The sequence below is a fragment of the Paraburkholderia sp. LEh10 genome (assembly GCF_017814945.1).
In the GTDB taxonomy this organism is placed as follows: Bacteria; Pseudomonadota; Gammaproteobacteria; order Burkholderiales; family Burkholderiaceae; genus Paraburkholderia.
The window spans coordinates 97,452-115,001 of the sequence record NZ_JAGIPX010000013.1 but is presented as its reverse complement, the minus strand read 5'-3'; the positions used below and the strand labels follow the sequence as shown (position 1 = coordinate 115,001).

The window sequence follows — 17,550 nt, the reverse complement described above, 5'->3', positions numbered from 1 at the left end:
AACTGAAACACGACTTCGCGGACGCACACTTTAACGCGGCGCGCATTCATGAGGAACTGGGCCAGCAGACACGTGCAATCCGCCACTACAACGCCTACCGGACCATACGACGATCGTGAGGCCGACGACGGTCGCGCCTAATCCGTATGCCCCATAGCCGAACCGGAGTCGTCGCGCACGCGTGTCGTCGTACTCGATCGTGACTTCCGTCTCCCCCGTTCGATCGCGACGTAACCGCGACGGTTGACCCTCAGCAGTTTCCGACGGTCAGGTACTGCACTTGCTGTCCCTTTCTTGCATGACTCGTTAAGAGCCAGGATCCGCAAAGACAGAGGAATCGATATGGAAAAGCGCATCCAGAATTCGTATCTCGCGTCCAAGGTCATGCCAGCCGATCGGGCGGCGGCCCACATTTTACCGGGCATGACCGTCGGAATGAGCGGGTTCACCGGCTCCGGATACCCCAAGGCGGTGCCCCTGGCGCTGGCGGCACGCATCGAAGACGCTCATGCCCGCGGAGAAAAGTTTGCGCTCCGCATACTGACTGGCGCTTCCACTGCGCCGGAACTGGACGGTGCGCTCGCCAAAGTGGGGGGCATCGACTTTCGCTTGCCCTATCAGTCCGATCCGGAACTTCGCGCACGGATCAACCGTGGCGAGATCGAGTACATGGATATCCATCTGGGGCAGGTCGCGCAGTACACCTGGTTTGGGTTCCTCGGCAAGATCGACGTGGCAGTCATCGAGGTTTCCGGCATATTGTCCGACGGACCTTTGATTCCATCGACATCGGTCGGCAACAACAAGACGTGGCTTGACCTTGCCGACAAAGTCATCATCGAAGTGAATTCGGCTCAGCCTGCCGGTCTGGATGGCATGCACGACATCTACTACGGTACGACTTTGCCACCGGATCGTCAGCCGATTCCATTGGTCCGTCCCGGCGACCGTATTGGGGAGCCGTACCTGCGCGTCGATCCATCGAAAGTGATCGCCGTTGTGGAAACCCGCGGTCCTGACCGGCTGGGCCGATTCGCCCAGCCGGATGACAGCAGCATTCGAATTGCGAATCACTTGGTAGAGTTCTTCCGGCACGAAATCGCGAAGGGCAGGCTCGGGCAGCACTTGTTGCCGTTGCAGTCCGGGGTAGGGAATATCGCCAATGCAGTGTTGAGCGGGCTGCGCGACGGCGGATTTGAAGGGCTTACCGCGTTTACGGAAGTGATTCAGGATGGGATGCTGAATCTGATCAGGACCGATACCATCCAAACCGCATCGGCGACTGCTCTGTCGCTAAGTCCGGAAGGTGTCGAAGAATTCAGCCGCAATATCGACCACTACCGCAGCCGCATCGTTCTGCGTCCGCAGGAGATCTCGAACCACGCCGAACTGGTTCGCAGGTTGGGCTGTATTGCCATCAACGGTATGGTTGAAGCTGATATCTATGGCAACGTCAACTCGACGCACGTGGCCGGCACTTCGATCATCAATGGCATCGGCGGTTCAGGTGATTTCGCCCGCAATGGCTTTCTTGCATGCTTCGTTACGCCGAGTACAGCCAAGAACGGAGCGATCTCCTGCATCGTGCCGATGGTCAGCCACGTCGACCACACCGAGCACGATGTCACCGTGATCGTCACGGAACAGGGGCTGGCGGACCTGCGCGGGTTGTCGCCCAAGCAACGAGCGCGTGTGGTCATCGACAATTGCGCTCACCCGGATTACAGACCGCTTCTGCGAGACTATTTCGACCGCGCCTGCCGTGACAGTGTGGGTAAGCACACCCCGCACTTGCTTGGCGAAGCCTTGTCGTGGCATCAGAGGTTCACCGAAGCCGGACATATGAAGCCTTGATCGCAGCCGCCGTCGCTTTGATCGGGAGCTTGGGCGCCTTCCGTCGCACGATCGGCCGGAGCCATCCAGTTGTTCCGCTACGCTGCCGATGAACGGAGCGTGCGCGCGGAGGTCCTTATAGGCAATCCGATTCGGATGGACATCAAACTGTTGGGGCCGTTCGGCGAGCGTGCGCTTGCCGGCGAGGGGCACGAGGCTGGGTGCGTGCCGTACGAAGCGCGTCGATGCGAAGAAGCTTGTGGAGGCAGTTCCGGCAGAGCAGGGTGGTTTCACATTACGATACGTTTTCCCGTCTGAGGAGGCAATCGTGCACGAGTTTACCTGTTACGAGATCGTGTGCGCCTTACTTGGTTGCTGGCCCGAGCCGTTACTGACGGTTGCGAAAAGGGTCGGCGCCGCAAATCGTGCACTTGATTCCTACATCGCCGGAAAGGCAGCGTTGGATGAGCATGTGCTGTCGCGATTGATGAAGCTCGTCGGTCTCAAGTATGACTATGGGAAGCTTTTGAAGGATGGGACTCACCCCGTTACGTCGGCCGAACGCTACGTGCTCATTGCAGGCAATGAGACGGAGCGAGTCCTGAACGCGTATAACTTCCTGATCGAACAGGGTCAGGCGAAGAGCAGCGTGGAACTGGTGCCCGCCGGCGGAACGCCCGGGCATCGCTGGCGGTATCTGCTCATAACCCGGTATTCAGAGATTCCAAGCCTGATCTGCTTTCCGCGAATTGGGCGGGCCGCCAGCGTGCTGGAACGAGGCCAACTGATCGATTTCCATGGGCAATATTTCGTCGATCCAAACTTCTACGATGCGGTTGCGTTGCTGCGCGCAGATGTCGAACAACAGCCCAGTAAGGTCCTCGTCGCGATGGAGGGATTTTACGAGCGATGGCGGATCGACGTTACGCAAATAGGTGCAGCACTGGCGAATAACGTTGCGCGCTACCGAAATCATCCAGCGCGGAAGTCGACCCATTGACGCTATGTATCGGCTTCGGCGGCAGCTCGGGGGGGAGCGACCCCGATCAACGAAGAGTTTCGGGCCGTGCACGCGCAGGCCCACGCAACCCCGGAATACGCGCAGTTCGTCGATGCCGTTCGCAGGGAAATCCTGGAATACTTCGGCGTGGCCGACAATCAACTGGACTGGGTGGTCCTGCTGCGCAATGACGACAGCGATGAGCTTTGGGCGGAGGTCAACCGGCGGCGGAGCGTGGCATCGAAGTCGACGACGCTCTTGAGATGGCGGAGCAGACGGAAGTGCGAGGTAAGCTGGTGAGCGAGGGGTCGCTTGCCGTGGCCATGTGCGGTCATTGTTTCGGAGGCATGGGAGGACAGTCAAACGGCGGTTCTGCACCGTAAAGCTGTCCGTCAACTACCTATCGCGATCGTCGACGCGGACTGTATCCCCGATGATTCGGCCGCTGTCCTCGCTCGCGCGGATCGCGCTAAGGCGAGACATGAGACGTTAAAGGAGATGTTTCAGCACGGTTCACACCGACCTCCACACTATCAGTCAAGCAATCGCATCAGTGTCGCATACGGCGGCCGCGAACCAAAGCAGGTTTACTGACGGTTTCGACCAGCAAAAACTAACCTGTTCATCGCAATTGAAGCCGTACCGCTTCGCGCTTACTTGACCTTTGCTTTTCGCGGTGCTTGCGCGGCTATCTCGCACGCGAGTTGAACAAAACAGCCTAGCGCAGCAGGCGGATTGGGCTCCTTCCATGCAAGGTAGAGCTCGCTTTTCACGTGCTGTTCGCGCAGAGGACGATAGACGACGTTGTCGATGTGCGTTCGTTGAACTGACGCCGGTACGAGCGTCACACCAAACCCGGCGCTTACGAGGCCAAGGGAAGCGTAGATCTGCCCCATTTCAAAGCTGGTGGAAGGAGAAAAGCCGGCAAGTGCGCACAACTGATTGATGGTGGCGTGATAGTCCGGTGCGACATCTTTCTGGTAATTGATGACGCGCAACTGCATACAGTCCTTGATGGAGATCTGCCGTTTGGCTGCGAGAGGGTTATCCTTAGCGATGGCAACGTAAAACGGCTCCTGAAGCAACAAGACGCTGTTCAGTTGAGTATCCGGCGGCAAAGAGCGGACGAACGCCACATCGACGTCGCCTCGGTCCAGAGCATTGATCTGTTCCGCAGAGGAAAACCATCGAAGTTCGACTGTCACCGCGGGGTAACGCTGCTGGAATTCACGCAAGAGCGGTGGCAGCAGCGTGTACGCGATGTGCTCGAAGAACCCGACCGCCACCCGGCCGATTTCCCCTCTTGCTGCGCGTTGCGAATCCACGATCGCGGAGTTCGTCTCCGCCAGAATTCGCCTGGCCCGTTCTTCGAAAACCTGGCCCGCCGATGAAAGAAACACTCGTTTGCCCCGGCGCTCAAAAAGCGCTACGCCGAGTTCCTCTTCCAGTTCCCGTATCTGCCGGCTCAACGGCGGCTGCGCCATGTGCAGTTCATCCGCCGCCTTCGTGAAGTTGAGTGTGCGTGCCACCGTCAGAAAGTAGCGAAGATGACGCAGTTCCATTTGGAACCTCTTAGGTATCGATACGCAACTTATTATATCTTTTACATTGAACGTGATCGCTCTTAGGATCGTGACATCACACCAACGAGTCAGGAGATCCCCTCATGAAACTTACCGCGTCACAGTTGGAAGCGTACGAGCGCGATGGGTTCGTTGTTCTGCCGGAGCTATTCTCGACAGCGTTCAGTTCGGCTGAACTTCCACGGGTCTGTTTTGACACGCTCTGGGCCATCAGCGGACAGCGGGTGGCGTTGGAGTGCTGAGGCGAAAGTGTCCGCTCCTACGCGCTCAGCAGCCGTTCACTTCACCAGTCGCTAACGATCAATCAACCGCGAGGGAAAGCAGAAAACTGTCACGCTTCCGACGACCATGCATGCGGCGAGTATATAAAGTCCGATGCTCGTCGTGCCGGTGCTTTGCTTGATCCACCCAAGCATGTAGGGGCTGACGAAGCCAGCAAGGTTGCCGACTGAGTTGATGAGCGCGATGCCTGCAGCGGCCGCGATGCCACCTAGCAGCGCCGGAGGCAGGTTCCAGAACTGCGATACAACAGCGAGGACGCCCATCGTGCCGATCGTCAATCCGACTATGGCCATAACGGTGCTGTGCGGATACATCGCGGCGAGCGCAAGGCCGACTGCGGCAACAGCACCGGGCAAGGCAAGATGCCACCGGCGCTCACGTGTTCGGTCCGAGTGCCGTCCGACGACAAACATCGCAATTACGGTCGCAGTATAGGGAATGGCCGTAAGCCAGCCGACCTGAAGTGGATCGGAGACGCCAGTGTCCTTGATGATGGTTGGCATCCAGAACAGAACGCCATATTCGCCCATTAGGATGAAGGCATACATGGCGCACAAGATCCAGCTGCGCAGTTCGGAGAACGCGCCGCGCAGCGAATGTACCTGAGCGTCCGGTGTCTCGCGTTCGAGATTCGCTTCCAGCAATTTCTTCTCGGATTCGGTCAGCCATTTCGCGGAGCGGACATCGTTGCCCAGTACAAAGAATACGGCGATGCCGAGCAGCACTGAGGGGAGAGCTTCCAGCAGAAACATCATCTGCCATCCGGACCATCCGCTGAGATTGGCAGACGCGTGCATGATCCAGCCGGATAGGGGGCCGCCGAGCATACCGGCAAGCGGGATTCCCCCGAGGAAGAGTGCGATGATGCTTCCGCGGCGTGACGACGGATACCAGTACGTCAGATATAGCAGGATTCCAGGCAGAAACCCGGCTTCCGCTACCCCAAGAAGGAACCGCAGCACGTAAAACACGGTCGGCGTTTTGACGAATACCATCGCCGCCGAAACGAGTCCCCACGTGATCATGATCCGCGCTATCCAGATCCTGGCGCCGACTTTGTGCATCACGATGTTGCTTGGAACTTCAAAGATCACGTAACCGATGAAGAATATGCCTGCCCCAAGCCCGTAGACCGTCTCACTGAACTTCAATTGATCGAGCATTTGTAGCTTTGCGAAACCGACGTTCACGCGGTCGAGGTATCCGGCCGTATAGCACAAGAGCAGAAAGGGGATTAATCGCCACGACACCTTCGAATAGACGCGGCGTTCGTCTAGCGGTGCTTCCACGTAAGGCATGGCGGCCGTAGGGTTGATTGACATGTCTCGCTCCATATTAGGTTTTGCGACCCTCTTGTTACGCTTCGGTTCGCGCCACTTGACGTAAGCGATTCCGAGCAGTGCGCACACCTAGTATGCAAGAGCAGAGGGTGGCCGAGCCATTCTCAACTTGGCAACGCCGTCATCGCGATTGGACAACCAGAGGCGGCGTCCGCTGTTTTAGACTGGCTTCGTAGGCTGGTCCAGTTAAACAAGGAGACGAGATGGAACTCAACAAACAACAGATTGCGGAGTACCACCGCGACGGATTTATCGTCATTCCGAATTGCTACAGCGCCGAGGAAGTGCGTGCGCTAAGGCGGGACACCGAACGTCTCAGCGCCATTCAGGCGGACTCGGTCTTTCGAGAGCGCACGGGCGCGATCCGCTCCATTTTTCGAGTGCACGAAGAAGACGGTCCGGTTGCCTCGCCGCAGTATCGGGCACTGACGCGCACACCGCGTCTGCTGCGGCCAGTGATGCAGGTGCTTGACAGCGAGGAGGTGTATATCTCCCACACGAAGGTGAACACCAAGTCGGCGCTGGAGGGCACGGGCTGGCTCTGGCATCAGGACTTTGGCTACTGGGTACACGATGGTTACCCGGAGAACGACATGCTGACAGCCATGGTGATGCTCAGCGACACGCAGGAAATTCACGGCTCGTTGTATATGATCCCCGGCAGCCACAAACTGGGTCTCGTGGAGCACTACTATGACGATAGCCAGGCTGCATACCAACTGCCTCAACGTGCCGTGCAGCGTGAACACATCAAGCAGATCCTGGAGACGTCCGGTGCGCCAGTGCCGATTGTCGGCAAAGCGGGCACACTGGTGCTGTTTCATTGCCTCACTATTCATGGCTCTGGCGTGAATATGTCGGCGGAAAACCGTTGGCAGGCGTACATCACTTACAACCGGGTTGCCAACCGTCCGCGTGAGGTCGAGAAACCTCGCGGCGACTTCGTGCGTTCGACAAACTGGGCACCGATTCCCATCCAAAGCGATGATGGAATTCTTAGCGCCGGCAAACGCTGTGAGGAACGCGAGATCTTGGTAGAGGGAAACTAACGTGACAGCACAACATTTCATCGGCAATCAGTGGTTAGCTCCCGCGAATGGCGAGACGATAGCCGTGGTCAACCCGTCTACTGGTCTGGAATTCACTCGCATTGCGCGCGGCAATGCGGCCGACATCGATGCTGCAGTTAACGCAGCGCGCAAAGCCTTCGACACGGTCTGGCGGCGTATCGGCCCGGTCGAGCGCGGCCGCATTCTCTCGCGACTGGGTCAACTCATCCTCGACAATCACGAGTCGCTCACGCGAATTGAATCGGAGGACACTGGCAAGCCACTAAAGCAAGCTGCGGCTGACATCACCGTATGCGCTCGCTACATGGAATTCTATGCTGGCGCCTGCGACAAACTGCATGGGGACACCATTCCTTTCCTGCAGGGGCATACTGTACTAGCCGTCCGCGAACCGCATGGTGTTACCGGGCATATCATTCCTTGGAACTATCCAGCGGCAATGTTCGGCCGCAGTGTCGCCGCTTCGCTCGCGGCGGGCAACACATGTGTGGTCAAGCCAGCCGAAGATGCGTGCCTTTCGTATCTCAAGCTGGCCGAACTGGCAGCCGAAGCGGGTTTACCCGCAGGCGTGCTGAACATCGTGACAGGTTATGGCCGGGAGGCCGGCGCCGCGCTCGCTGAACACCCAGGCATTGCGCATATTTCCTTCACGGGCTCGCCGGCCACCGGTACAGCCGTCGCGCAGGCTGCGGCTCGACATCATTGCCCGGTGACCCTCGAACTTGGCGGCAAATCCCCGCAGATCGTCTTCGAGGACGTCGATCTGGATGCCGCATTGCCGGTCATTCGAAACGCAATCGTGCAAAACAGCGGCCAGACGTGTTCGGCCGGCAGCCGATTGCTGGTGCAGTCGTCGCTCTATGAGGAGGTTATCGAACGACTCGCGCACAGCTTCGAGGCTGTGACAGCGGGCCCCGCAGACGGGGATTACGACTGCGGACCTCTGATCAGCGCGGCCCAACTGGATCGGGTAAAGACCTTCCTTGCCAGGGCAGATGCCGACAACATCGGCTTCGCGGCGATGGGAAGACTAGCGCCGGATGCCGCACATGGAGGCTACTTTCAGCCGCCTGTCCTCCTGCGTGACGTACCGCACAAGCATACGTTGGCCCAGGACGAAGTGTTCGGGCCCGTACTGGTTGCGATGCCGTTTGCAGACGAAGCCGAGGCCGTTCATCTCGCCAACGATACCGCCTTCGGGCTTGTCGCAGGAATCTGGACTCGTGACGGCGGTCGTCAAATGAGACTGGCTCACGCATTTCATGGAGGCCAGGTTTTCGTCAACTGCTACGGCGCGGGCGGGGGCATAGAGTTGCCATTCGGCGGCGTCAAGCAAAGCGGCTATGGCCGCGAAAAGGGGATGGAGGGTCTATTGAGCTTTACCACCCTGAAGACAATTACTCTTAACCACGGCTAAGGCGGCCAGTTGCGTGCGCGGCGCTTGATCATCGAAGAAAAGCTGCGTGCGCAATTGTCGCGTCGCCGACGCATTACGGACCCTGCATGCGGATCGACCTCGTTACGCTAAAAATATTCCTGACGGTTATTGAGGAGCGAAATCTCGCGCGAGCGGCCGAACGTCACTTTATTGCGACGTCCGCCGTCAGTAAGCGGATCAGCGATCTCGAGGACGTGCTCGGCGTGCAATTGCTCGAACGCCGCAATATGGGAGTGCGGCCGACGCCCGCCGGACTGGAACTCGTTACGCACGCGAAGGACATGATGCTGGTGATGGCCCGCATGCGTGCGCAGATGAGCGAATTCGGTGACGGGTCAAAGGGCGAAGTTCGCGTTTTCGCCAATAGTACTGCGATCGTCGGTTTCCTCGGTCCGACCATTCGTACGTTTCTTGAAGCCTACCCGCAGATCGACGTTCATCTGGAAGAGTGGAGCACCCCGTTCATCGTTCGGGCGTTACGCGACGGGATCGCGGATCTGGGTGTCTTCTGGTCGGGCGTTTCGACAGCTGGACTAGTTGTGCAACCGTTCAGACGTTCGAACCTTGTCGCCGTGGTGCCCTTGCAGCACGCGCTCGCGGACCGCAGTGAAGTCTCGTTCGCCGAGACGCTGGACTACGATCTGATCGCTTTCCACGAGGGCAGCTTGATCTTCCGGATGATGCAGTCGTACGCCGCAGACCTTCAGCGCAAGTTGCGCATCCGCCTGCAGGTCACGAGCTTCGATGCGATGCGCACCATGGTGCGTTCCGGGATCGGCCTTGCAGTCATGTCGGACGTAACTGTGGGCACGCCAGATGAGAGCTTCGGCTACAAGGTCGTCCCTTTCACCGATGAATGGGCGAGGCTGGAAAGTCTGATCGGCTATCGTGACTTCGACGCGTTGCCGCGCTCGGCACAAAATTTCGTCCGGCATTTGCAACGTTCATACCCGGGCCTTACGCCAGAGGCGGAGGGCGCAATCGAACGTGGGAGATATCCACTGACATGAGCCATATCGTCTTTCTCGACAGCGCGACGCTGCCCGTGCGCGTACCGCGACCCCGCGCCTCGGACCGCTGGACAGAGCGAGCAACTACCCGCGAACATGAGCTTCTCGAGGCGCTTGCCGATGCTGATATTGCGATCACGAATAAGGTGCCATTGCGTGCGGATGCGCTGCGTCAACTTCCGCGGCTCAAGTACATCTGCGTTGCTGCAAGCGGCTACGACAGTGTGGACGTAGCTTATTGTCGAGAACACGGCGTTCAGGTCTCGAATGTGCCGGCATACGCCGCTTCGAGTGTGGCCGAGCACGTCGTTGCCTGCATCTTCATGCTGCGAAGGCAAATGCTTTCTTATGGCCAATTGGCGTCGTCGTCCGCTTGGACTGCATCTCCCGTATTTTGTGTTCATGGCGCGCCCATCCGCGAGGTCCGTGGTGCCACACTGGGCCTGATCGGTTCGGGCGCAATAGGCAGGGAGGTCATGAGGATAGCGATCGCGTTGGGTATGCAAGTACTGCAAAGCGAGCGCAAAGGCAGAACCGAAGTTCGGCCCGGCTATACCGCATTCGAACGTGTACTTGCAACAAGCGATGTGATTTCACTGCACTGTCCTTTGTCCCCTGACACGCAGGGTCTGATTGGCGAACGCGAGCTTTCAATGATGCGTCGCACCGCAGTGCTGATTAACACCGCGCGAGGAGCGCTCGTCGACGAACGGGCGCTCGAAGCGGCACTGCTCAGTCAAGTCATCGCTGGAGCTGCGCTAGACGTGTTGCAGGTCGAGCCACCGCACGAAAAGCATCGTTTTGTCACCGGTCGACCTGACAACCTCTTGCTGACACCTCATGTCGCCTGGGCAAGCGCTTCCACGGTCGAAGCGCTTGCACTTGCTGTTTCCGCGAACGTAGCGAGTTTTTTGGAGCAACGCACCGCGAACCGCGTGGCCTGATACGACGCAAGCATCGGATCGATCGGTCCCCCGGTCTGAACTGTCATAGTAACGCACACGCAAGTCTTCATTTGTGAACGCGGCTTTCGAAACTCGATGGTTCACATACGGTTTTGCCTGCGGGAAACTCTTTCCAGGAGATGGGCGCGGCCAAACAACGAGCCCGTTATACCGTCGTCAAACAACTTGGGAAAGCGTCGGAAATGAAACTTCCTCTGGAAAACATCACGGTGGTATCGCTGGAGCAGGCAATAGCTGCTCCGCTTGCGAGTCGGCATCTTGCTGACTGGGGTGCACGCGTCATTAAGGTCGAAAGACCGGGAAGCGGCGATTTTGCTCGGGGATACGACACGGCGATGCACGGCTTATCAAGTCAATTCGTTTGGGCGAACCGTTCGAAAGAGAGTCTTGCGCTCGACGTAAAATCCGATTTTGGACAGGAGGTACTAGACGAGTTGTTGCCGCGCGCGGACGTGTTCATTCAAAATCTCGCGCCGGGCGCGGCGAAGCGGCTCGGTCTCGATGCGAAAGCCATAGTCGAACGCTATCCGCGCCTCATAGCCTGTGATATTTCGGGCTACGGATCGACAGGTCCGTACGCGCAAAAAAAAGCCTACGACCTTCTGGTTCAATGTGAAACCGGGTTCTTGTCAATCAATGGAACGCCTGCTGAGCAGGCGAAGTGCGGTTTGTCCATTGTCGATATCGCAACCGGGATGTACGCACTGAATGGAATTCTGCTCGCGCTCTATCGCCGTGAGCGCACAGGCAAGGGAACTGCATTTGAAGTTTCATTGTTCGACGCCATGGCGGAATGGATGAGCTACCCGGCATATTACACGCGCGACAGCGGAAAGCCGGTCGAACGCTCAGGCGCTCGCCACGCGACGATCGCGCCATATGGTCCATTTACCGCGGGCGACGGGAAAACCATTTTTTTCGGAGTCCAGAACGAACGGGAATGGCGTAGCTTTTGTGAACAGGTTCTACGAGACCCGAAGGTGCGAACCGATCCGCGCTTCGCGACGAATCCGGATCGCGTGCGAAATCGGGAGGCACTCGAGGCGTTGATTAACGACAACTTCGCTAAATGGACGAGCGGCGAACTGAGCGACCTTCTTGAGCGGGCGGCAATCGCTAATGGACGCATGAACACGGTCGAGGAATTCCTCGCGCATCCACAATTGCACGAACGCGGACGAGTGACGTCGATCGGCAGTCCAGAGGGCCCGCTGGAGGTATTTCTTCCCCCGATGATTGTTGACGGACTTTCGCCTGCAATGAAAAGCGTACCTGACGTGGGAGAGCACACAGAGGAGATCCTCGGAGAACTGGGATTGCATCCGTCCCGCCTGCGCATAGCTTGATTTACCCCCGAACCGTTCCAGGACCTTTTGCATGCGTGTAACCCGAACCTTTCTTGCGGTGCCAGCGAATCACCGTCGCATGGTCGAATCAGCCGCTCGTAGTGCCGCAGACGCGGTCTTTCTTGATCTGGAGGATGCCGTTCCGCAAGATCAAAAAGAGGCCGCTCTCATCGGCGCCATCGAAGCGATCAACGAGCTCGACTGGGGCAAAAAAGCGGTGAGTGTTCGCGTCAATGTGCCGGGCAGCGGGACTATTGAAACGGAAATCGCGCGGTTGTCGATGTCCGCGCCGCGGCTCGATACGCTTCTCATTCCGAAGGTTGAGCGGACAGCCGACATCGATAGCGTGGTCCGCATGGTTGGCAGGTACGGCCAACATCGATCGACGCCAGTCGGTCTCGAAGTCATGATAGAAACGGCTCTCGGACTCGCGAACTGTGAGCAGATTGCCGGGCACTCGCCATTGATCGAGTCGCTGCACTTTGGCGTAGGCGACTTTTCCGCATCAATTGGTGCAAAAGGAATCGACATCGGGCTCTCGCATCCGGCGTATCAACTGACGTCCCGCTCGCAGCAAGGGGATTGCTCAAGTACGGCGCTCGATATGTGGGCTTATCCGATGATGCGCATTCTGGTTGCAGCCCGGGCTCACGGCCTTAGAGCTATCGATGGACCCTGCGGGGCGTTCCGTGACGTTACGTTGTCCTCCGCGTTGGCGATCAAGGCCGCAACAATGGGATATGACGGCAAACAGGTTATTCACCCTTGCCAGATTAATGCGACGCATAGAGCATTTGTTCCGAGTGACGACGAAGTGTGTAATGCTCGACGCGTCATCGCCGCGCTGACTGAGGCGGAGAAAGAAGGGCGTGGTGCCGTACAGGTTGACGGCAAGCTCGTCGACTACGCGAATATCCGGATGGCGGAGCGTGTTATTGCGATGGGACGAACCACTGACGTGTAGAAGTTGCTTCCTTGTACTTTCAAGAAGAATGCGCGATCCCCCGCTTCGATGTCGTTTAATAATTCTTCGCCCATCGACTGGAACGGCGTCCTTCAACGGTTGGCCGGATTTTGGCAAGGAACCCGTGAGGGGGCAGGTCGTGTACGTGATGTAATGGCATTCAATTGTGCATTTAATCCTGCGAGAGATACCCGTGATCGTAGGGCATTGTGCGTGGCTGCGTCCGAGGACAAACCACTCGCCGCTAGCGACACAAAGCATGTGTGATCTCGAGTGTCCCCGTTTGAGCCGGATTAGTAGTCGTGGCGGAGGCTGAGCCTGCCGGAAGGGCAGCCGGTTCGTTGTGGAACGAAGAAAGACGTTGACTCACTCGCATAAAACGGGTTCCTAAACTGACAAAGACGCCGTGAATTAGCGGGTCCGAAATTGATCTCGTTCGGCTTCGCCTCGAAGGTGACATCGACCAGAGCGTTCTCGACCATGAGACGGCCTTCGTTCATTTACTTGCCCCACTACCCGGAGTCCGGTGCAGGGAAGTTCACATGCTGGTCGTATAGTGAGTATCCCGGGCAACTGCCGCGCGGTTCGGCAACGAGTGCGAAAAGACGGTGTGTTTTGCGAAGAACGTTTCAATTCGGACTCAAATTGCCGCGAAGCGTCCCCTCGTTTCATTGCGTTAGGCCTCCTCCCCGGTGGTGACTTGAAAAAGCTCGACCGTGAAGTCACCGCGATGCCGCCCGATGTCTCAAAGCTAGTCGAGATCGGGACCCGGTACGGCGCGCGCCTCGGCGCGTGACAGCTGCGGCGTGTCGGCTGCGGCGGGCCGCGTGGGGCAGAGCTCGGCCAATTCCGGTCGATTCGACACTACTGCCAAGATCGCCGACAATCAACGTGGGAAGCGCTCGACAGTCAACAAACAAGCGTGGGACCAATCAAAGTCGTTGCCGTGAGGGAGGCGCACGAAGATGCGATCCAGTCTTAGATCACACGTTTCAATTGCCGCGACACTTACCCTTGGCTTGACGTTTAGTGCTTATGCGCAGGCACCGAACGAACTGCCCGCGTTATTGCGAAACGTCACGGCGCATGGTGGTTACTGGGGCGCATGCCCGCCGACCACAGGAGGACTTGCAACTTCACCTGAGCTTGACGCCCGATTGAATACCGATTTCCCTCCCGGATCGGATGGTCAGAAACTCGAAAATACCCTCGTGAAAGAAGGATTCCACATTGACGGTGTCTGTAACACAGACGGGTCGATCCACATTGCCGGCTTTTTCAGGAAAGGAGTGGGCCTCCTGCCGTACGATGTGTCCGCACAAGTCTATTGGAAAGTGGATCAAGGCGGCCACGTCGTATGGACGAAGGGATTCGTTATGTATATCGGTTTGTAGGGGTTGTCGAGAACCAAATTAGTCAACAAAGGCTCCGGTTGTGAGCCGATCGAATGACCGCTTACAAGGTCGTCGAAGCGCAGAAACGGGTCGTAAGCGGCTGCCAGTGGTACATCGCCCTCGACCAAAAACCGTCATTTGAGCGCGATTTGTGCGCTGTTCGAATGCCTTTTGCTCCAGTCTCGTTCATCCGCGTTCCACTATCCGGTTTGTGGCAGTATCCCGGACCTTCCCTCGGGCATTTCGCGCCACAATACGAATATGCTTCTACACGGACAGACTATGGAACGTCGTGCGCTGCTTCCTCCGCTGAATCCCACACGGGCATTTGAGGCGACGGGACGCTTGTTGAGCATCTCTAAGGCCGCTGACGAGTTGGCCGTCACGCCTGCCGCCGTTAGCCGGCAGGTACGCACGCTGGAAGCCTACCTTGGCGTCGATCTGTTCGAGCGAGTGAAGGGGCGGCTCGAGCTGACGTCGGCGGGAGCGCGGTATCTCGCGGAACTGATGCCGCTTTTCGCATCGCTGCGCGCAGCCACTGACAGCCTGCGCTCGCCCGAGCGGCGCACCCGCGTACTCAAGATCCGCTCTCCTGCGACGTTTGCGGTGCGCTGGCTGATTCCGCGTCTCGCAAGCTTTCATAGACTGCACGAAAATATCGACGTTCAACTGACGACATCGTCGGCTCCGCTGAATTTCGCGCGTGAAGACATCGACGGAGGCATCCAGTTGGGCGACGGCAAATGGCCCGGCCTGCGGGTGCAGCGTCTGATCGCGAACGAGCTGCTGCCGGTCGCGGCGCCTTCCAGACAGGTCAAGGCCCGCTCGCAACTTCAGGGCGAAACGCTCCTGCATACGCTCGCGCGCCCAGAAGACTGGACGTTGTGGCTGAAGGCAGCGGGTCTTCCATTGAACGGGCGACGCCGTGAGATGCGCTACGAAACGTCGCTGCTCGCCTATCAGGCGGCCATAGAAGGGCACGGCGTCGCAATCGCGCAGAAGGCGCTGGTGCGCGGCGAACTGGACAGCGGGCTGCTGGTCGCACCGTTTTCATTCGAGCTCGACCGCGGGCATCACACTTACTACTTCGCATGGCCGACGGGGCGTCCGCAATCGGATGCGCTGAAGATTTTCCGCCGATGGCTGCTCACGCTGCTCAACGAATAGCTCTTGCGAGCCGTCGATCCTTTAACAAAAAGTCAAGGGCTCGTTTCTAAATTGTCGATTGTCCGGGAGGGCGGCGAGAACGTAATCTCGTCGCCATGATTCGCTGCAGTGGCGAGTCACGAGACAGGACAATCACAAATGCCAAGAGACAGCCTCAACGGCGTGCGGGTGATCGATTTCTCGCATGTCGTCGCCGGACCGGTCTGCTCGATGACGCTTGCCGATCTCGGCGCGCACGTCGTCAAGATCGAGCCGCCCGATGGGGAAATCGGGCGGCGCATCGGGCCGCCGTGGATAAGCGGCGAAAGCCCGGCCTTCATCAGCGTCAACCGGAACAAGTACAGCGTCGCGATCGATCTTAAAACCGATGCCGGGCGCCAGGCCGTTCGCCGTATGGTGCGGGAGTCGGACGTGCTGGTCGAGAACTTCCGGCCGGGCGTGATGGCGTCGATGGGACTCGACTTCGACGCGTTGCGGCAACTGAATCCACGGCTCGTCTACTGCTCGATTTCTGCATTCGGTCAGACGGGCGCGAATCGCAAGCGGCCGGGCGTCGATGGCGTGATCCAGGCCGTCAGCGGTCTGATGAGCACGCTCGGCACGACGCACGCCGAGCCGCTCAAAGTCCCAATCCCCGTTGCGGACATGATGGGCGGCTATCTCGCGTCGATCGCGATTCTCGGCGCGCTGCATCAGGTCCGCACGGGCGGCGGCGGGCAGCATCTCGACGTGAGTCTCTACAACGCGACGCTGATGCTGCAGCAGATCGGCTTCGCCGCGTTCTTCGCGTCGGGGCGCGAGCCGGAAAAGACCGGCAGTGCCGCGCCTTATGCGTGTCCGAACGAAGCGTTCCCGACGGCAGACGGCTGGATGATGGTCGTCGCCTACCATCCGGAGCGATGGCACGCGCTATGTGAGGTGCTCGCATCGCCGGCGCTCGAAGCCGACCCGAGGTTCGGAACCAACGACGACCGCGTGCGCCATCGCGCGACACTGCATCCCATACTCGCCGCGCGCTTCATCGAACGGACCACGGCGGAATGGATGGAACGGCTCGCGGCGCGGGACATTTTGTGCGCGCCCGTCGCAACCTACGGCGATGTCGTCGAATCGGCGGAGTATGCCGAATGCGGGCTGGCACAGACGATCGAACATCCGGTCGCGGGCACGATACGCACGCATGGCTTCGCGCTCGGCCCATCCGACCGGCCAGCCGCGCCGGACCTGCCCGCGCCGCTCACGGGCCAGCACACGCTGCAGATGCTCGAGCGATACGGCTTCGCCGAAAGCGAGATCGCCGGACTGCTGAACGCGGGCGTGATCCGCGTGGGCCGCGCATCGCGCGAGACCTGCGACGACGACCGCAAGGTGACCGCATGAGCGCCGCGATGATCCGAAGCGAACAACGCGCGCAGGTCGCGCTCGTTCGTCTGGCGTCAGGCAACCCGCTCAATCCGTTGGCCGACGCGTTGATGGACCAGCTGAGCGACGTCCTGCTGCGCAATGAAACCGACCCGCAGGTTCACGCGACCGTTTTGACAGGATCCGACAAGGCCTTCGCCGCCGGCGCGGACATCGTCGCGATGTCGAAGCTCGACTATGCCAGCGCATTCTCGGATGACTACATCGGCCGTAGCTGGGACCGCATCCGCACGGCTCGCAAACCGCTGATCGCGGCGGTGGGCGGTTATGCGCTCGGCGGGGGCTGCGAGCTGGCGATGATGTGCGACATCGTCATCGCCGCTGACGACGCGGTTTTCGGGCAGCCGGAAATCAAGCTCGGCATCGTGCCGGGCGCGGGCGGCACGCAGCGCTTGCCGCGCGCGGTCGGCAAATCGACCGCGATGCTCGCGTGTCTCACCGGCGAGCCGCTTAGCGCGAAGGAAGCACTGGCTTACGGCCTCGTGTCGAAGGTCGTCGCCCGCGAGCGGTTGATCGACGAAGCGATGCGCGTCGGCGAACAGATTGCGCGTCAGTCGCTGCCGGTGATCGTCGCGATCAAGGAAGCCGTCAATCGCGCATTCGAGACGTCGCTATCGGAGGGGCTGTTGTTCGAGCGAAGGCTATTTCACGCGGGCTTTTCGTTCGCCGATCAGAAAGAAGGCATGGCCGCGTTTCTGGAACGCCGTCAGCCCGCATTCCAGAACCGGTAGTAGCC

Annotated in this window: 14 protein-coding genes and 1 pseudogene; 13 read left to right on the top strand and 2 right to left on the bottom strand. The window is 59.0% G+C overall.

Translation table 11 applies throughout. The annotated features are described in order from the left end of the window. The first annotated feature begins 342 nt into the window (after positions 1-342). The 3 genes and pseudogenes from J8I87_RS13695 to J8I87_RS13685 form a co-directional block, all read left to right on the top strand. Complete coding sequence (locus J8I87_RS13695; protein ID WP_209931994.1) at positions 343-1,854, top strand: acetyl-CoA hydrolase/transferase family protein; 1,512 nt, start codon at positions 343-345, stop codon at positions 1,852-1,854. A gap of 307 nt (positions 1,855-2,161) precedes the next feature. Then, a complete protein-coding gene (locus J8I87_RS13690) occupies positions 2,162-2,833 on the top strand; it encodes a hypothetical protein (protein WP_209931993.1) in 672 nt (223 codons plus the stop codon). Between the two features lie 60 nt (positions 2,834-2,893). Further along, a pseudogene (locus tag J8I87_RS13685) lies at positions 2,894-3,133 on the top strand (hypothetical protein); the annotation flags it as partial. A gap of 353 nt (positions 3,134-3,486) precedes the next feature. Here the strand turns inward: J8I87_RS13685 and J8I87_RS13680 are convergent. Next, positions 3,487-4,395 carry a LysR family transcriptional regulator gene (locus J8I87_RS13680; RefSeq protein WP_209931992.1) on the bottom strand — a complete coding sequence of 303 codons (909 nt, stop codon included), beginning with the start codon at positions 4,393-4,395 and terminating at the stop codon, positions 3,487-3,489. A gap of 104 nt (positions 4,396-4,499) precedes the next feature. Between J8I87_RS13680 and J8I87_RS13675 the strand changes: the two genes are divergently transcribed. Then, a complete protein-coding gene (locus tag J8I87_RS13675) occupies positions 4,500-4,658 on the top strand; it encodes a hypothetical protein (protein ID WP_209931991.1) in 159 nt (52 codons plus the stop codon). Between the two features lie 51 nt (positions 4,659-4,709). Here J8I87_RS13675 and J8I87_RS13670 read toward each other — a convergent pair whose 3' ends face one another. Further along, the gene (locus J8I87_RS13670; protein ID WP_209931990.1) at positions 4,710-6,020 is read right to left on the bottom strand and encodes an MFS transporter; all 1,311 of its coding nucleotides are present in this window, start codon (positions 6,018-6,020) and stop codon (positions 4,710-4,712) included. A gap of 221 nt (positions 6,021-6,241) precedes the next feature. Here J8I87_RS13670 and J8I87_RS13665 point away from each other — a divergent pair, with 221 nt between their 5' ends. The 9 genes from J8I87_RS13665 to J8I87_RS13625 all read left to right on the top strand — a co-directional run bounded on the left by J8I87_RS13665 (position 6,242) and on the right by J8I87_RS13625 (position 17,545). Next, positions 6,242-7,087 carry a phytanoyl-CoA dioxygenase family protein gene (locus J8I87_RS13665; RefSeq protein WP_209931989.1) on the top strand — a complete coding sequence of 282 codons (846 nt, stop codon included), beginning with the start codon at positions 6,242-6,244 and terminating at the stop codon, positions 7,085-7,087. Position 7,088: 1 nt separating this feature from the next. Next, entirely contained in the window at positions 7,089-8,525 is a 1,437-nt protein-coding gene (locus J8I87_RS13660) for an aldehyde dehydrogenase family protein (RefSeq protein WP_209931988.1), read from the top strand. Between the two features lie 86 nt (positions 8,526-8,611). Beyond that, positions 8,612-9,556 (top strand): LysR family transcriptional regulator, encoded by a 945-nt coding sequence (locus J8I87_RS13655; protein WP_209931987.1) that lies wholly within the window; start codon positions 8,612-8,614, stop codon positions 9,554-9,556. Continuing rightward, positions 9,553-10,500: a D-2-hydroxyacid dehydrogenase gene (locus J8I87_RS13650; RefSeq protein ID WP_209931986.1), complete on the top strand. Its 948-nt coding sequence runs from the start codon at positions 9,553-9,555 to the stop codon at positions 10,498-10,500. The genes J8I87_RS13655 and J8I87_RS13650 overlap by 4 nt, the downstream gene beginning before the upstream one ends. A gap of 203 nt (positions 10,501-10,703) precedes the next feature. Beyond that, a complete protein-coding gene (locus J8I87_RS13645) occupies positions 10,704-11,867 on the top strand; it encodes a CaiB/BaiF CoA-transferase family protein (RefSeq protein ID WP_209931985.1) in 1,164 nt (387 codons plus the stop codon). 31 nt (positions 11,868-11,898) lie between these two features. Then, the gene (locus tag J8I87_RS13640; protein WP_209931984.1) at positions 11,899-12,831 is read left to right on the top strand and encodes a CoA ester lyase; all 933 of its coding nucleotides are present in this window, start codon (positions 11,899-11,901) and stop codon (positions 12,829-12,831) included. Positions 12,832-14,507: 1,676 nt separating this feature from the next. After that, complete coding sequence (locus J8I87_RS13635; protein WP_209931983.1) at positions 14,508-15,392, top strand: LysR substrate-binding domain-containing protein; 885 nt, start codon at positions 14,508-14,510, stop codon at positions 15,390-15,392. 138 nt (positions 15,393-15,530) lie between these two features. After that, on the top strand, positions 15,531-16,772 hold the full coding sequence (locus tag J8I87_RS13630) for a CaiB/BaiF CoA-transferase family protein (RefSeq protein WP_209931982.1): 1,242 nt from the start codon (positions 15,531-15,533) through the stop codon (positions 16,770-16,772). Further along, a complete protein-coding gene (locus J8I87_RS13625) occupies positions 16,769-17,545 on the top strand; it encodes an enoyl-CoA hydratase-related protein (protein WP_209931981.1) in 777 nt (258 codons plus the stop codon). Before J8I87_RS13630 ends, J8I87_RS13625 begins: the two co-directional genes overlap by 4 nt. Positions 17,546-17,550 lie beyond the last annotated feature (5 nt).

Bases quoted from the DNA above. Each gene is read 5' to 3' on its own strand.
- J8I87_RS13695 (WP_209931994.1), top strand. From the start codon at position 343: ATGGAAAAGCGCATCCAGAATTCGTATCTCGCGTCCAAGGTCATGCCA.
- J8I87_RS13650 (WP_209931986.1), top strand. From the start codon at position 9,553: ATGAGCCATATCGTCTTTCTCGACAGCGCGACGCTGCCCGTGCGCGTA.
- J8I87_RS13640 (WP_209931984.1), top strand. From the start codon at position 11,899: ATGCGTGTAACCCGAACCTTTCTTGCGGTGCCAGCGAATCACCGTCGC.
- J8I87_RS13635 (WP_209931983.1), top strand. From the start codon at position 14,508: ATGGAACGTCGTGCGCTGCTTCCTCCGCTGAATCCCACACGGGCATTT.
- J8I87_RS13630 (WP_209931982.1), top strand. From the start codon at position 15,531: ATGCCAAGAGACAGCCTCAACGGCGTGCGGGTGATCGATTTCTCGCAT.
- J8I87_RS13670 (WP_209931990.1), bottom strand. From the start codon at position 6,020: ATGTCAATCAACCCTACGGCCGCCATGCCTTACGTGGAAGCACCGCTA.
- J8I87_RS13675 (WP_209931991.1), top strand. From the start codon at position 4,500: ATGAAACTTACCGCGTCACAGTTGGAAGCGTACGAGCGCGATGGGTTC.
- J8I87_RS13645 (WP_209931985.1), top strand. From the start codon at position 10,704: ATGAAACTTCCTCTGGAAAACATCACGGTGGTATCGCTGGAGCAGGCA.
- J8I87_RS13655 (WP_209931987.1), top strand. From the start codon at position 8,612: ATGCGGATCGACCTCGTTACGCTAAAAATATTCCTGACGGTTATTGAG.
- J8I87_RS13625 (WP_209931981.1), top strand. From the start codon at position 16,769: ATGAGCGCCGCGATGATCCGAAGCGAACAACGCGCGCAGGTCGCGCTC.
- J8I87_RS13680 (WP_209931992.1), bottom strand. From the start codon at position 4,395: ATGGAACTGCGTCATCTTCGCTACTTTCTGACGGTGGCACGCACACTC.
- J8I87_RS13665 (WP_209931989.1), top strand. From the start codon at position 6,242: ATGGAACTCAACAAACAACAGATTGCGGAGTACCACCGCGACGGATTT.